Origin of the sequence: Fibrobacter sp. UWB13, from assembly GCF_900177805.1 — a bacterium.
Lineage (GTDB): Bacteria > Fibrobacterota > Fibrobacteria > Fibrobacterales > Fibrobacteraceae > Fibrobacter.
This window is the reverse complement of sequence record NZ_FXAX01000001.1, coordinates 699,723-715,398: the sequence shown is the minus strand read 5'-3', so window position 1 is coordinate 715,398 and position 15,676 is coordinate 699,723. Positions and strand designations below refer to the sequence as shown.

The following is a 15,676-nucleotide window of genomic DNA, read 5'->3' as shown; positions in this document are numbered from 1 at the left end:
GAGGTAAATGATGACAGAAAGAGAAAACTTTAAGTCCCGTTTAGGATTTATTTTGATTGCCGCTGGTTGCGCCATCGGTCTTGGCAACGTTTGGCGTTTCCCGTTTATCACGGGGCAGTATGGCGGTGCCGCCTTTGTGCTGATTTACCTCTTCTTCCTTCTGATATTCGGTTTCCCGATTCTCGTGATGGAATTTGCGGTTGGCCGCTCGTCTAAGCGTGGCGTGGGCCGTTCGTTTGCCATTCTTGAAAAGCCTGGGCAAAAGTGGCATTATGCAGGTGTCCCGATGATTGCGGGTAACTACATCTTGATGATGTTCTACACAACGGTGACGGGGTGGATGCTCTATTACTTCTATCGCATGGTGACGATGGGCGACCTTATGAACTTGTCTCCAGCCGAAGTCGGTGCCGAATTTACGAATATGCTCGGCAATGGCCCCTTGCTCTCGTTCTGGATGGTGGTTGCGACTTTTGCGGGTCTTTCGATTGTGGCGCTTGGGCTCCAGCGCGGTGTGGAACGCATTACGAAGACGATGATGTCTGCGCTCCTTGTCATTATGCTTATCTTGATGATTCGCGTGCTCACGCTCCCGGGTGCAGGCGAAGGCCTCAAGTTCTACTTGTTACCGGACTTTGCAAAGCTCAAGGAAGCCGGTATTGGCGAGGTCGTGTTTGCGGCGCTTGGTCAGTCGTTCTTTACGCTGAGTATCGGCATTGGCTCCATGAGCATTTTCGGAAGCTACATCAAGAAGAAACATTCTCTCTTGACGGAAGCCGCCCACATTTGCGTGCTCGATACGGGCGTTGCCTTGATTGCTGGTCTTATCATTATTCCTGCTTGCTTTGCTTTTGGACTCAAGCCGGATGCTGGTCCGGGGCTTATTTTTGCAACGCTACCGAACGTGTTTGCGCAGATGCCAGCAGGCCGTATTTGCGGTGCGGCGTTCTTCCTCTTTATGTCTTTTGCGGCTCTTTCGACGCTTGTTGCCGTGTTCGAAAACATTGTTGCTTACTGGATGGACGTGCGCAATGTAGAACGTAAAAAAGCGGTGAAGTGGAATTTTGTCGCGATTGTGATTTTGTCTCTCCCGTGCGCGCTTGGCTTTAATGTGCTTTCGGGCTTTGAACCTTTTGGTCCGGGCAGCTGTGTTTTGGACTTGGAAGACTTCCTCGTTTCGAATACACTTTTGCCGCTGGGTTCGCTTGTGTTCGTGTTGTTCTGTAATTCCCGCTATGGCTGGGGACAGTTCAAGTTCATTGCCGAGGCGAATTTGGGCTCGGGCATGAAGTTCCCGAAGTTGAAGATTTTGCACCTCTACTTTAAGTGGGGCTTGCCTATTATCATTTCCGTAATTTTCGTACTCGGCTACATGCAAAAGTTTGCCCCGAGCTTGTACAACAAGATATTTGAATAAATAGTCTTACATCAAAAATACGGCGGGTAAAACAAGGCCAATGGTGAGTACTAACCCGGCGTAGATTCCGCCGAGCAAGTCATCGGCCATGACTCCCCAAGCGCCGGGGAGTTTTTCCGTTTTATGGATGCCGAGCGGTTTGAGAATGTCAAAAAAGCGGAAAAGCGCAAAGCCGATGATTAAGATCCAGGGGGCGTTCAGAATCCATTCGGGGCGGATGAAGGCGAATGTCATGAAAATCCCGCAGACTTCGTCAATCACAATCCAGCCGGGGTCTTCAGTGCCGGTATCCTTCATCGCTTTTTTCACAAACGGGATGGCTGCAAAAAAAACGAGCAGCGCTGCAATCATAAAGTTTTTGGGAACCGCGAGGAAAATGGCGGCAAATGATTCAAGTGCATTTGCATCTTTCGTGTTGAACGCGTTGTCGTTGATGACGATGGGGTAGGCGTAACTTAACATGGCCAAGGGGTAGGCAACGATTGCCGCGGCAAGGCTTCCCATGGTGCCGGGCGCCTTCGGGCTCATTCCCGAGCCGAAAAAAGTCGTAATCAGCGTAGAAATTTTGTCTGTCTTGCGCCATTCGTGCGGAACGCGCTTCTTGCCGTATTTTTCTTTAAGTTCTTGTTTGTTCATTCAAAAATCCATTCCTTTTTTAACGTCATGCTGAATGTAACGAAGCATCCAGTTAAGTTTTTTTTGTTTATTTGTCATTCCCGCCACCGAGCGGGAATCTCCTTTCGATTTTTTTGAGAAGGGAGTTGCCCGATTAAATCGGGCATGACAATTTTTTTTTGATTACGAATTGTCTTCCGGCGGCCATGGGGCTTCTGCAATTTCTTTTTCTTTGGCTTCGGCGGCGGCGCGTTTCTCGTGCCAGCGTTCGAGCTGTTCCTTGAAGGCAGCCCGGAGGCGTTCCATGCCGATGTTCTCTTTGGCGCTGATTTGGATGGCGTCTGGGTAGTTCTGCAAAAGCTCGGTTCGGCGCGCTTCGCTTGCGACTTCGACCTTGTTGAAAACGCGGAGGCGCGGCGTATCCTTGTCGATAATGCTTTCGAGCGTCTTGTGCGTGACTTCAAGATGGTCGCGGTAATCCGGGGCGCTTCCGTCAACGACTTCTAAGATGCAGTCCGCGTGGGCGGCCACGCCGAGCGTGCTCTTGAACGTTTCAATCAAGTTGTGGGGGAGCTTGCGAATGAACCCGACCGTGTCGCTCAAGATGATATTTTCGCCGTCGAGGTAAAGCTTTCGCGTGGTGCTGTCGAGCGTCGCAAAAAGTTTGTCTTCAACATACACGTCGGCGCCGGTCAAGCGGTTCGTGAGTGTCGATTTTCCGGCGTTCGTGTAGCCGACGATGCCGACCTGAAAAATGTCGTTTCGCTTGTCTGCCTGTTGTTCGCGGGCGTCTTCGATTTTCTCCAGCTTTTTCTTGAGTTCCTGGATGCGCTTGCGGATCATACGGCGGTCTGTTTCGAGCTGCGTCTCGCCCGGCCCCTTGGTGCCGATGCCGCCATTGTGCTGGCGGCAAAGGTGCGTCCACGCACCGGTGAGACGCGGCATCATGTACTGCAATTGCGCCACTTCGACCATCAAACGGCTTTCGGCAGTAACTGCATGTTTTGCAAAAATATCGAGGATAAGCCCCGTGCGGTCGAGAACCTTGATTCCCGGCATGCGTTCTTCGAGATTGCGGACTTGAGAACCCGAGAGGTCATCGTCAAAGACGACCATTTTGGCGTTATCTTCTTCGAGGGCGCGTTTGACTTCGCCCACCTTGCCTTCGCCAATGAGCGTTGCTGGGCTGAAGTTCTGTACGCGCTGCAAGAAACTACGTGTAACGTATGCACCCGCTGTTTCGGCGAGGCGGCCGAGTTCGGCAAGTTGTTCGCCTGCAAGCCATGGGCGAATTTTGGGCGTGGCGAAGCCCACCAAAATGCATCGTTCCTGTTCTTTTTTGTGTTCGACTGGCTTGACACCTTTTTTCTTTGGTTCTTCCATAATCTCTATTTACTGAATTGCTTTGGAAATATATCAAAAAAATAAAAGCGATTTTAGATACGAAAATGGAATATGATGAATCTGTTGTGAAAATCTGTAATGGTTTGTTTACTCAATTTGAGGCGTTGTAAATTTCACAATAACTAAAAATGTGATTTTTTAATTTTTTTCAACGTTTATTTGCATATAAATTCCTTATTTGTAATATTTCGTTAATTGTGATATATTGCACATGAAAAAACATATACTAAATTTGAGAATACAAAAGTTAGGGATTTGTATGAGGAATAAAATCTGCCTTGGAATGGGTGCAACGCTTGCGTTTGCCATGAGCGTTTATGCTCAAAATTATAAAATCAACAAAGTCGGAACCGATGAAGAAAAATCGTTTAACGTCTTGCTAAACGAAACTGTTGTTGGTGAAGCATCAGCAGGGTCTTGGCTGAATATTGATCCCATTGTTCCCGATGGAAAAGTCTTTATGGGCTTTACTGTTTACGATGAATATGGTAATACCCGTGAACAGCGTAGAGTTTCTACTACAGAAAAAAAAGACTCGTCTTTTTTAATGCCGTATCATGATGTTTTTGTATCGGCTTCGTTTGAATCCTTAAGATATTTCCTTAATGTAAAAAATACAGATAACGGAACGATAACGCTTGTATTCAATGACCGCTATAGGGATCGTACAAAGCCGGGAAACAAGGTTACCGTAAATCCGAATGCTGCAAACGGCTACAAGGTTGCTTCGATTACCGTGAGTCGTTATCTTGATGCTAGCACGACAGTGCCTTGCGTAAAGAATGAAAATGGCGCGATTGGCTCGGGCGTGTGGGGCATTGGCGCTGTTGAAGGAAGCTGTTCTTTTGACATGCCGGAATTTGATGTCGAAGTGACCGCATTATTTGTGGACCAATCTGTTGATTTGTCTTCTTCTAGTTCAGAAGAAGTTTCGAGTTCAAGCTCTGTTGCTGAATCAAGCAGTAGTTCTGTAGAATCGAGTTCCAGCGTCGAACAGTCCAGTTCTAGTGAAATCGTTTCTTCGAGTAGTGTTGAATCCTCGAGCTCTAGCGCAGATCTCTCGAGTTCCTCAGCTCAGGAATCAAGCAACTCTGTAACTTCGTCGAGTTCTAGTGCAAAGTCTAGCTCTAGCCAGAATTCTTCTAGCAGCAGTTCTAAGGAAGTTTCGAGTTCAAGCGTCAAGACTCAATCTTCTAGCAGTTCTAAAACGGAATCTAGCTCTAGCGTTAAATCTTCGAGCAGTAAGAATGTTTCGTCTAGTTCTAAGCAGGAATCCAGCTCTAGTACAAAATCTTCTTCTAGCGTGAAGTCTTCTAGCTCTAGCGCAAAGCAAACCTCTTCTAGCAGCGTAAAACAGTCTTCGAGCAGTACAAAGTCTACATCTAGCTCTTCTGCAAAATCAGTGTCGTCTAGTAGCACAAAGCAATCTTCAAGTTCTTCTGCCAAGGCATCTTCTTCGTCTAGCAGCAAAAAAGCCTCGAGTTCTAGTGCTAAACCCGCTTCTTCGAGTAGCAAGAAATCTGCTTCGTCAAGTTCGAAGGCTGTGTCTAGCTCCAGTGTTATCCCGGATATCGTTGTCGAAGCCGTGGGAACAGAAGAAGATATGCCGAGCTGCACCGTCAAACGCGAAAACATGACATACTACGTAACTGAACTCAAAACTGTATTTGTTTGCAAGAATAGAGTTTGGGAAAAGTTTAATCCGGGTACAAAACTCGCTCTGGTTGCAAATGTCGCGAAATTCTCCGCACTTGTGAACGGTCGCAATCTCCAGATTTCGGGCGCTAAAGTCGGAAGTGATATTAATTTGCTCGATATGCAGGGCCGCGTGATTTACAATGGTCGTGTTGGTACAACAAACTTCTCGATGCAAGCTCCGGGCAGCGGTTCTTACCTCCTCCGCATTGGAACACAGCAGAAGGTTGTGAATGTCCGATAGTGTAAAACAGAAAATATAGATCAACCCAATCTAAACGAGACCCTGCACTAGCGGGGCCTTTTTTGCATTTAATTTTTTCTATTTCTCGTCTCTCGTCTCTCGTCTTTTTTCTAAATTTGCGCTCCTTCGGAGCGCATTTAGTTCGGCTCAGCCATGTCAAAGTAAAAATTGCTTTGCCGCGGCGTTCGCCTTTTACTAAATTTGCACCCGTCAGGGCCTATCATCCAGGTAGGTTCCTAGTCCGGCCAATACATGCCTCATGGGCACGGCCGATAAAGGATATATAATGGCAAAGAAAGTTCAGGATGCCCTCAAGGACATTATCTCCCTCTGCAAACGCCGCGGCTTCATTTTCCCCGGCTCCGAAATTTACGATGGCCTCGCCAATACTTGGGACTACGGTCCGTATGGCGTGGAACTCAAGCGCAACATCAAGAATCTCTGGTGGAAGAAGTTCGTGACTTCCCGCCACGATGTGCTTGGTCTCGATAGCTCTATTCTTTTGAATCCCCGCGTTTGGAAGGCTTCTGGCCACGTGGGTAACTTCTCTGACCCGCTCGTGGATTGCCTCGCTTGCCATGAACGTTTCCGCGCTGACCAGCTCCTCGAAGAAAAGCTCGGTGAAGGCTGCTGCGCTGGCAAGAATTTTGACGAAGTTCACCAGATGATGGTGGACAACAAGATCGAATGCCCGACTTGCGGCAAGACCGATTGGACAAAGCCGCGTGCTTTCAACCTCATGTTCCAGACTGAAATCGGCGTGATTGAAGGCGAAGGCAACAAGGTTTATCTCCGTCCGGAAACCGCTCAGGGTATCTTCGTGGACTTCCGCAACATCGTTGACAACGTCCGCCCGCGCATCCCGTTCGGTGTCGGCCAGATCGGTAAGTCTTTCCGTAACGAAATTACTCCGGGTAACTTCATCTTCCGTACTCGCGAATTCGAACAGATGGAACTTGAATTCTTCTGCGAACCGGGTACTGAACTCGACTGGTACAACTTCTGGCGTAAGTACTGCTTCGAATGGCTCGTGAACGATCTCGGCGTGAAGCGTGAAAAGCTCCGCCTCCGCGAACATGCCAAGGAAGAACTTTCTCACTACAGTAACGGCACCACCGACGTCGAATACGAATTCCCGTTCGGCTGGGGCGAACTCTGGGGTATCGCATCTCGTACAAACTACGACCTCACGCAGCACCAGAACGAATCCAAGGTCAAGCAGGAATACATCGACCCAGTACAGAACAAGCGTTACATCCCGTACGTTGTTGAACCGTCTCTTGGTGTGGAACGTTTGCTCCTCGTGCTTCTCTGCAACGCTTACGAAGTCGAAAAGCTTGAAAACGACGAACGTACCGTGCTCCACTTCGATCCGAAGGTCGCTCCGGTCAAGGTTGCAGTGCTTCCGCTCGTGAAGAAGGGCAAGGTCAAGGAAAAGGCCGAAGAACTTTATCAGAAGCTCCTCAACCGCTGGAACGTCGAATACGACGAAACGCAGTCCATCGGTAAGCGCTACCGCCGTCAGGACGAACTCGGCACGCCGTTCTGCGTGACCGTTGACTTCGACACTGTTGGCGAGGGTGAATCCGATCCGGCAAAGCTCGGCTTCGTGACTGTCCGCGAACGCGACTCCATGAAGCAGGAACTCGTCGCAATCGACAAGCTCGAAGCTTACCTCTTCGAAAAGCTCGGCTGCTAGTCAGACGCAGAGGAATGGGCATTCCCTTTCCTCAGGACTCCTTTCCCTTTTCGCAAAGGAGTTTGCTTTAGACTGAAGGCTGTAGGCAATTGTGGAGCTTTGCTCCACAATTGTCATTCCCGCTGAAAGTCCATTTGTAAAAAGAGAACTCGGAAACGGGTTCTTTTTTTGTACAAATTTTTATTATTTTGTAATAGATGGAGGTGCAAAATTGTATTACTTAATGCTTTTGCTTGCGATTGTCTGTGAAACAGCGGGGACAACGCTTTTGAAATTCTCTGAACAGTTTACGCGTGTTGTGCCGACAGTTGCATCACTCATTTGCTACGTGGCTGCGCTGTATTTCTTGAGCGTTTGCCTAAAAGCAATCCCGATTGCGGTTGCTTATGCAATTTGGTCCGCGCTTGGGGTCGCGTTTATTACTATAATCGGAATTGTAGCCTTTAAGCAGGTGCCAGATATTGGTGCTTATATTGGCTTGCTCCTGATTGTTTCGGGTGTCGTTGTGTTGAACCTCTTCTCTAAAATGGATGTGCACTGATGAAATTTTTGAAGTTGTTTGCGATAGTTGCTTTTGCGTGCGGATTTGTCGCCTGTAGTGATGAAAATGCTCCTGTAGTGTGGAACTCCGCGGAATTGTCATCCAGCACTGTCATCCCGGACTCCGTTCCGGGAACGCCATCTAGCAGTAGCACGGAAAATGTCGCACAGTCTTCATCAAGTGAAACAGTCGCGGATACCGTTTGGCATCAGGCATATCTCACGTGGTACACCTCCTGGCCGGAACCCGACAGCGAAGAATGCATTGAGTACAACGGCTGTACGTGGGCTGGCTACTTTGCTGGTGTTGAAGGGCAAATGACCGAAGAATGGGTGAGCCAGCACAACATCATTGCCGTCCACGAAAAGGACTGGAAAAAATACAAGCTTAAAACCTTCAGGCTCCGTATGAATGGTTCGACGATTGATGCCGTGGTTTACGACATGTGTTCCGACAGCGATTGTGATGGTTGCTGCACCGAAAATGCCGGCGAAATCGGATTCCTCATCGATATTGAAAAATACACACGCGAACGTTTTGACGGTAATGGCGACGGTGTTGTGGAGTGGACCTGCTTGGATTGTGAATAGTTTAATCCTTTGCAAAATTCTCTATTACAATGTTCTCGATTGATTAAATCGGGGCATTTTTTTATATTCCGTTTAAAACAGAATTTTAGGACTTTGCATGATTACTGGCGATATCAAGAACCGTATTGACTCGATTTGGGACACTTTCTGGACGGGCGGCATCACGAATTCCATCACCATTCTGGAACAGATGACGTATCTGTTCTTTATGAAAATGCTGGACGATGCCCAGATGAAAAAGGAAGCGACAGCGAATGCCATGGGCGTGAATGTCAAGGACCCGGTTTTCAAGGCGGGCAAGTGGCATAACCCGGATACGGACAAGGATGTTCCTTACGAAAATTTGCGTTGGCACTTGTTCAAAAACAAAGAAGCCGAGGTGATGTTCTCGACGATATCGAAGGACGTGTTCGTGTTCATCAAGACGATGAACGAGGGCAAGGAATCGGCTTACAGCCGCTTTATGGACAATGCGACGTTCCTCATTCCGAATGCGAGGACGCTGACCAAGATTGTGGAAGGTATCGACGGTCTCGACATGAACAACCGCGATACGATGGGCGATGTTTACGAGTACATCTTGGGCAAGATGGCCGCGAGCGGCACCAACGGTCAGTTCCGTACACCGCGTCACATCATCCGCATGATGGTCGATATGATGGAGCCTACGCTCGAAGATACCGTGTGCGACCCGGCAATGGGGTCGGCAGGCTTTATCGTGGAGGCGGCGAAGTTTGTTCAGGACCACCACAAGAAAGAACTTTTAAAGAAGGACAAGTCCGACCATTACCGCAATCACATGTTCCATGGCTTCGATACCGACCAGACGATGTTGCGTATCGGTGCAATGAACTTGATGTTGCATGGTGCGGACAATCCGGACATTGCTTACCGCGACAGCCTCAGCACGGACAACACCGACGAAAACAAATATTCGCTTTGCTTGGCGAATCCGCCGTTTGCGGGAAGCCTGGATTACGAGGCGGTCAACAAGACTGTGCTTGCGATTACCAAGACCAAGAAGACGGAACTTTTGTTCCTCGCTCTGTTTGTGCGAATGCTCAAGTTGGGCGGTCGCTGTGCGTCGATTGTGCCGGATGGTGTGTTGTTTGGCAACAGTACGGGCCACAAGGCTATCCGCAAGGAACTCATAGAACACCAACGTTTGCAGGCAGTCATCAGCATGCCGAGTGGCGTGTTTCAGCCCTACAGTGGTGTTTCGACGGCTATCGTGATTTTTATCAAGACGAATGCGGGCGGTACGGACAAAGTATGGTTCTACGACATGAAGGCTGACGGCTACACACTCGACCAGAAACGCTCCGAATGTAAGGAAAACGACATTCCCGATATTATTGCGCGTTGGAAGAACCTCGCTGCCGAAGAAAATCGCACCCGCAAGGAACAGTCGTTCTTTGTGCCGGTAGATGAAATCATCGCGAACGATTACGACCTCAGCATCAACAAGTACAAGGAAATCGAAAAAGTCAAAGTCGAGTACGAAAATCCCAAGACTGTCTTCAAGCGCATCGCGAAACTCCAAGACGAAATCAATGCGGCAATGAGTGAGTTTAAGGAAAAGTATCTGTAGGAAAGTGGTTAGTAAACAGTGGTTAGTGATTAGGAAGTGGCATTCTGGAGCGTGGTTTGCTTCGACAAGGCTCAGCACAGGCTTAAGCTCACCAACCTAATAGGTCCCTGAGCCTGCCGAAGGGCCGATAGAATCCATAAAGCGAGAAAAAGAAATGAAGCGTAATTGGGAATACAAGAATATCGAAGAATGTCTAGAAAAGGTCACTGTAGTATCAAAATTACAGACGAAAGACTTTTTGTCGAAAGGTAAATTTCCAATTGTATCGCAAGAAGTGGATTATATAAGTGGCTATTGGAATAATGATTCTGATGTAGTTCGTTTGTTACATCCAGTAGTTGTGTTTGGAGATCATTCAAGAGTTGTTAAGTATATCGACTTTGATTTTGTTGTTGGTGCCGACGGCGTTAAAATTCTATCTCCCAAGGATTTTCTTAATCCAAAATTTCTGTATTATTTCGTGAAAAGTGCTGATATTCCGTCTTTAGGTTACTCGCGCCATTATAAGCTCCTAAGAGAAAAAGATGTTCCCGTCCCGCCGCTTGAGGAGCAATCTCGTATTATTGCGGAGCTGGATTTACTGACGGGTATCATCGACAAGCAGAACGCGCAGCTCAAGGAACTCAATAACCTCGCTCAGGCAATCTTTTACGACATGTTCGGCGACCCCATCGAAAACCCCAAAGGTTGGGAAGTCAATAAGTTGGGGGATGTCTGCCTTTCTATAACAGATGGGGATCATATGCCTCCTCCTAAGGTTAATCGAGGTATTCCATTTTTGACTATTTCTGATATAGATAAAGAAACAAGAATGTTGAATTTTGAAGATACATTTTATGTTCCTCAGGAGTATTTCAATTCTCTTAAAAATGATAGAAAGGCTCAAGTTGGAGATTTATTATATACGGTTACGGGATCATATGGAATACCTGTTGTTGTGACGGAAAAAAGAGATTTTTGTTTTCAAAGACATATTGCACTTTTGAGACCTAAGAAGGAATTTTTGAATACGTATTTCTTGTGCTATTGGGCTTTGTGTAAGAGTGTAAAGTTGATGGCTGATGGTGTTGCGACTGGTATTGCGCAAAAAACGGTTGGCTTGGGTTCTATTAGAAAATTTGATGTCATTCTCCCGCCACTCACTCTCCAGCAATCCTTTGCCGAAAAAATCCAGTCCATCGAAAAGCAAAAAGAAACCATCCGCGCTTCCATCGCCGACACGCAAAAGTTGCTTGACTACACCATGGACAAATATTTCGGATAACGAATTTACACAACTTTAACAAACTCAACCTTGCCAAAATAGGGGCTTATTCTACATTTCCTCTTGCGGTTCAGAAAAGTGTACCGAGACATCCAAGAATTTGGATGTTTTTTCTTTTTCTGGAGAAATGTGCATGGAGATGAACCGCGAAAATTTAAATAAGCTAAGCCGCAAAAAAGCTCGTTTGCGGGCGATTCAAGAAAAGAAGGCTGAGTTGAAGAATCAGGTATTCTTCGACCCGACAATGGATCCGACCTTTAAGAGAATCTTCAAGAAGATTGCAAATCTCATCCATTTCTTGAACGCTATTTTGCGTCTATACGGCGACCAAAAAATTGTTCATGTAGAACGGCTCAAGCCGACGGTGCGTTTGGCTACTTCGGCCAAGAAACCTAAAATAGTCCGCTTCGATATACATGCTCGGACTGCGAACGGTGAATATATAGATGTGGAGATGCAAAGGGCTGCCCAAGAGGATTTTCTTGACCGCATCGAGTTGTATTCCGCGATGCTTTCGGTCAATGCAAAAATTGCTCAGATTAACAACGCAACCAAGAATCAGCTAAAAAGCCATCCGTACCTCATGCCAAAGGTATATTCCATTTGGATTTGCTGTTTCGATGTTGAATTTTGCGACAATTACCGCGAAGATTTTGCCCTTTATAGGGCTTCGGATGTCGGAAAGTCGGGGGCCTTGCCAGTTTACCCGAAGAAAAGGTATATTATAATTGACCTAACCAAATACGTTCCGAAAAACGATGATTCGCCCGAAAATGAGTGGATTAAGCTTTTCAAGACGATGCGGTTCGCGAAACGCGCTCCCAAGTGCAAGGACGAAATCATTGCAGAAGTCTATGAATGTATGAGGATTAGCAACTCGACGGACCTATTTATCACAAAGGTGGCTAAAAGTATGATTGATAGAGATGAATACAATGCTTGTATGAGTTTCGCTAGTCGTGTAGGTCACGAAAAGGGCTTCGCTAAAGGTGAGGCTCTTGGCATTGCTCGCGGTGAAGCCCGCGGTGTGGCTCTTGGCGAGGCTCGTGGAGTTGCGAAAATGAAAAAGAAAATGGCCGCTCGCGATAAAAAGATTGCAAAATACCTCCGTTCTATTGGGGTATCTTCCGCGCATATTGCTACGGCTCTTGCTACTAAGTAGTCTTTTTCAAGTACATTTAGTTGCTGTTAGGGGTAAAAGAATTTATCTTTACAGGTAAATAAGGTCTATATTTGATCTGAGCCTATGAAGAACTTTGACTACTTACAGCAATGTGGCATGCTTCGGTTGCACAGCCTGTGTGCCGCCGCCGAAGATAACCAGGTCAGTCACCCTGACTTGAGTGTTATCAGTGCACGTAGGGCGTTGGAGTACATTGTAAAGTCCATCTATGCCATGAAGCACATCATGGTGTCGGAAAAAGCTTCTTTGTTCGAGCTGATTGATGGCGAACCGTTCCGTGAATTTATTGGTGACAATCGCATCATGATGGCGGTTCATTACATCCGCAAGGTGGGTAACGCTGGTGCTCATAACGATCATGTAGGTAAAAAAGAATCGTTCTTTGGGCTGTTGGATTTATACAACGTTGTTGCTGCGGTTCTCGTGAAGCTCAAAGTTGTCGAAACTGTAGCACCCTTCGACAAGACCCTTATTCCCGAAAGCAAGTTTGCTCCTGTTGTTGCTGAAACGAAAATTGAAGTTCAGGAATCGGACGAAATCGTCTCCAAGGCGGACAAGGAAGCGCTGGAGAGCAAGGAGCCAGCCAAGGAAATGCCTAGCGGAATGTCCGAAGCCGAAACGCGTAAGGCGTTCATCGACTTGATGCTCCGCGAAGCTCACTGGGATGTGCTGGACACCGAAGGAATGGTGAAGCGTTCTGCGGCCTGTATCGAAGTTGAAGTGGAGGGAATGCCGAACGGCCATGGGGTCGGTTATGCGGACTATGTTTTGTTCGGAGCCGACGGATTGCCGCTCGCTGTAATCGAGGCGAAGAAGGCTTCCGTTTCTCCTATCAAGGGCAAACATCAGGCGGAACTTTATGCGGATTGTCTGGAAAAACGCTATGGCCGCCGCCCAGTTATTTACTATACCAATGGTTTCGAGACCAACATCATTGATGGCTTGGGCTACCCGCCACGTCGCCTTTATGCATTCCATACTGAAGCCGATCTAGAACGACTGATTCAAAAACGTGGTCGCAAAGACATTAGCGATTTTAGCGTGAAGGCGAATATTACGGACCGTCCGTATCAGAAGATGGCTATCAAGGCTGTGTGCGAGTGGTACAATGCCAAGCATCGCCGTGGTCTGTTGGTGATGGCGACGGGAACTGGCAAAACGCGCGTTTCGATATCGACTGTCGATGTGCTCATGCGTAATGATTGGGTAAAGAACGTGCTGTTCCTCGCAGACCGTACATCGCTCGTGGATCAGGCAAAGAAAAATTTTGCGAAGCTGTTGCCGAATACGTCCATTACGGTTTTGAGCGATAAGGACAACAAGGAAGATATTGACTACAATGCCCGAATTGTTTTTAGCACGTACCAGACGATGATTAATTACATCGACACGGACGACAAGAAGTTCTCGGTCGGTCGATTTGACTTGATTATCATTGATGAAGCGCATCGAAGCATCTTCGGCAAGTTCAGTGCGATTTTCAACTACTTCGATAGTTTGTTGTTAGGATTGACGGCGACGCCTCGCGACGAGGTGGACAAGAGCACGTACGATACGTTTGAGATGGAAAACGGTTGTCCGAACTATGCGTATGAATTGGAAGATGCTGTGGCTGATGGTTTCCTCGTGAATTATCGGGGGTTCAAGCGTGGCTCCATGATTCTCAAGGAAGGAATCAAGTACAGTGCTCTTTCTGACGAAGAAAAGGCTCAGCTTGAACAGGTTTGGGATTACGAAGAAACTTTGCAAGAGCTTGGTTCGGGTTTGGTCTCGCCTGAGAATGGTGGAAACGCACGCGGACGAAATATCCGCAACGACGAAATCTTCAAGTACATTTATAACGAGAATACTATAGATAACGTTCTTCAGGATTTGATGAAAAATGGCCTGAAAGTCCAAAGCGGTGAACGTATCGGCAAGACGATTATATTTGCTTATAACCACAAACATGCCGAGCTTATTGTTCAACGGTTTAATGTACTTTATCCGGAGTATGGCCCGAATTTCTGTGTTTTGATTGATAACTACGTGACGTACGCTCAAAACTTGATTGACAAGCTTGAAATCCGCGACAAGGATCCGCAAATCGCTGTGTCGGTCGATATGCTGGATACGGGTATTGACGTGCCGGATGTGCTGAATTTGGTGTTCTTCAAGATTGTGAAGTCGAAAATCAAGTTCATGCAGATGATTGGCCGTGGAACGCGTTTGTCCGAAAATATCTATGGCGTGGGCAAGGACAAGGAATGTTTTTACATCTTCGACTGGTGCCGCAATTTTGAGTATTTTGAACAAAATCCAGATGGCAAGGTGGTTCAGCAGAGCTTGTCGCTGACGGAACGGCTTTTCAGTTTGCGAGCAGAAATATCATTCTATTTGCAACATCAGACTTATCAGGAAGATGCGTTTGCCAAGAGTTTGCATGACGATATCAAGGCGGAATTGAAGGGTCAAGTCGCAACGCTTTCGGATGCCCATATCTCCGTGCGAAACCGCTGGGAAGCTGTGAGCCATTTCAAGAGTGACGAAGCTTGGGTTTGCCTGACTACAGCCAACGTGCAAACTTTGAAACTGGATATTGCACCATTGTTGCCGCACAACACGCAAGACGAAAACGCAAAGAAATTCGATGTGCTGATGCTTGCGATTGAACTTGGATTTGTGAATAACGAGTACAATGCTAGCAGAGCTATTGTGAATGTGCAAGGGCTCGCTGAACGCTTAATGACAAAGGCTTCAATTCCGCAGGTGGTCGCCAAGATGGGGACTCTCAAGGAAGTGCTGAATCCGACCGCTTGGGAAAACATGTCCTTGGGTTGGCTGGAACGTGTCCGTGTCGAGCTCCGCGACCTCATCAAGTTCCTTGTGGGAGATAGCAAAACTTGGACCGTCGATATTGAGGATGTTATTTCTGATGACGGCGAAAGTACCGGTGTGCAGACGCGAGTGACTTATAAGCAGAAGGTTCTGGACTATATCGCCCGTAAAGACAAGAATCCTGTGCTGCAGAAGATTTATAATTTGGAACAGCTGACCAATGACGATATCATTGAACTGGAACGCGTCATGTGGAAGGAACTTGGTTCAAAGGAAGATTACGACAAATATACGAATGGTATGGCGTGTGGCGAAAACGTGGCTGTTCTAATCCGTTCGTTGATTGGGGTGGATCGCAAACAGGCGATGGAACGTTTCAATGACTTTTTGTCTGGTAGCGTGCTGAATGCTGACCAGGAAGAGTTTTTGAAAGATATCATTACTTATGTTTGTGAGAACGGCGATATTACACCAGATACGGTCGTGAATGAAGCTCCATTTGAAGATCACGTGATGGATGTGTTCGACGATAAAATTATTCCGCTAAGGCGTTATCTCGAAAATCTCCACGATGTGGTGGATCCAGCAGGAATGTCGGGGTAAGAAAAATCCGAAT

Annotated in this window: 11 protein-coding genes; 9 read left to right on the top strand and 2 right to left on the bottom strand. The window is 47.1% G+C overall.

The features are described 5' to 3' along the window. The first annotated feature begins 10 nt into the window (after nt 1–10). Entirely contained in the window at nt 11–1,417 is a 1,407-nt protein-coding gene (locus B9Y77_RS03050) for a sodium-dependent transporter (RefSeq protein WP_085490424.1), read from the top strand. Nucleotides 1,418–1,423: 6 nt separating this feature from the next. Here B9Y77_RS03050 and B9Y77_RS03045 read toward each other — a convergent pair whose 3' ends face one another. Further along, entirely contained in the window at nt 1,424–2,053 is a 630-nt protein-coding gene (locus B9Y77_RS03045) for a phosphatidylglycerophosphatase A family protein (RefSeq protein WP_085490423.1), read from the bottom strand. A 162-nt stretch (nt 2,054–2,215) separates the two neighbouring features. Then, nucleotides 2,216–3,415, bottom strand: coding sequence for a GTPase HflX (hflX, locus tag B9Y77_RS03040; RefSeq protein ID WP_085490422.1), 1,200 nt, complete (start codon nt 3,413–3,415; stop codon nt 2,216–2,218). Between the two features lie 280 nt (nt 3,416–3,695). On the opposite strand from hflX, the gene B9Y77_RS03035 reads away from it, so the two are divergent. From B9Y77_RS03035 to B9Y77_RS03000, 8 genes are all read left to right on the top strand, one after another. Continuing rightward, the gene (locus tag B9Y77_RS03035) at nt 3,696–5,375 is read left to right on the top strand and encodes a hypothetical protein (protein ID WP_085490421.1); all 1,680 of its coding nucleotides are present in this window, start codon (nt 3,696–3,698) and stop codon (nt 5,373–5,375) included. 286 nt (nt 5,376–5,661) lie between these two features. After that, nucleotides 5,662–7,074, top strand: coding sequence for a glycine--tRNA ligase (locus tag B9Y77_RS03030; RefSeq protein ID WP_085490420.1), 1,413 nt, complete (start codon nt 5,662–5,664; stop codon nt 7,072–7,074). A gap of 223 nt (nt 7,075–7,297) precedes the next feature. Next, entirely contained in the window at nt 7,298–7,615 is a 318-nt protein-coding gene (locus B9Y77_RS03025; protein WP_073424158.1) for a DMT family transporter, read from the top strand. After that, nucleotides 7,615–8,205, top strand: coding sequence for a hypothetical protein (locus B9Y77_RS03020; protein WP_139829248.1), 591 nt, complete (start codon nt 7,615–7,617; stop codon nt 8,203–8,205). Before B9Y77_RS03025 ends, B9Y77_RS03020 begins: the two co-directional genes overlap by 1 nt. Before the next feature lie 97 nt (nt 8,206–8,302). After that, complete coding sequence (locus B9Y77_RS03015) at nt 8,303–9,796, top strand: class I SAM-dependent DNA methyltransferase (RefSeq protein ID WP_085490419.1); 1,494 nt, start codon at nt 8,303–8,305, stop codon at nt 9,794–9,796. A 154-nt stretch (nt 9,797–9,950) separates the two neighbouring features. Then, nucleotides 9,951–11,060: a restriction endonuclease subunit S gene (locus B9Y77_RS03010; protein WP_085490418.1), complete on the top strand. Its 1,110-nt coding sequence runs from the start codon at nt 9,951–9,953 to the stop codon at nt 11,058–11,060. 133 nt (nt 11,061–11,193) lie between these two features. After that, nucleotides 11,194–12,222 (top strand): PD-(D/E)XK nuclease family transposase, encoded by a 1,029-nt coding sequence (locus tag B9Y77_RS03005; protein ID WP_176221704.1) that lies wholly within the window; start codon nt 11,194–11,196, stop codon nt 12,220–12,222. A gap of 84 nt (nt 12,223–12,306) precedes the next feature. Beyond that, a complete protein-coding gene (locus B9Y77_RS03000; RefSeq protein ID WP_085490416.1) occupies nt 12,307–15,663 on the top strand; it encodes a DEAD/DEAH box helicase family protein in 3,357 nt (1,118 codons plus the stop codon). Nucleotides 15,664–15,676: the final 13 nt, after the last annotated feature.